Source organism: Rhizobium sp. CFBP 13726 (assembly GCF_014841925.1).
Lineage (GTDB): Bacteria > Pseudomonadota > Alphaproteobacteria > Rhizobiales > Rhizobiaceae > Neorhizobium > Neorhizobium soli.
In genome coordinates this window covers 1-256 of record NZ_JACYUU010000028.1, presented here as the reverse complement: position 1 = coordinate 256, position 256 = coordinate 1, and the positions used below count along the sequence as shown (strand labels likewise).

The 256-nt window shown below is 54.3% G+C and carries 1 protein-coding gene; it reads right to left on the bottom strand.

Annotated elements, in window-relative coordinates; translation table 11 throughout:
• Positions 1-256 (bottom strand): hypothetical protein (locus IFT66_RS23435; protein WP_207105894.1); only part of this gene is annotated, 256 nt, incomplete at both ends.

Sequence of the window (256 nt, the reverse complement as noted above, 5' to 3'; positions counted from 1 at the left end):
ATTGCAACGCTTTATCGAGAAGCTGGCGGGGGCGAACCCCCTTTTGTCTTAGTTGAACACGTCTTTGTTTGCCGTCTGGTTTGTCGGAGCGTAGCTCCGCAAGGCCAGAGGCCGTCGCCGAACGTTCGGCGGCCCGTCCGGAGCGTTTTTCACGCGTCAGGACAAAACAGATGTCATCATCGAGGTGCGCAGCACCTTGATGAGCATAGTCAATGAGAACGATGAAGCCAATCGGGCTATTAGTAAGGCTAAGCTT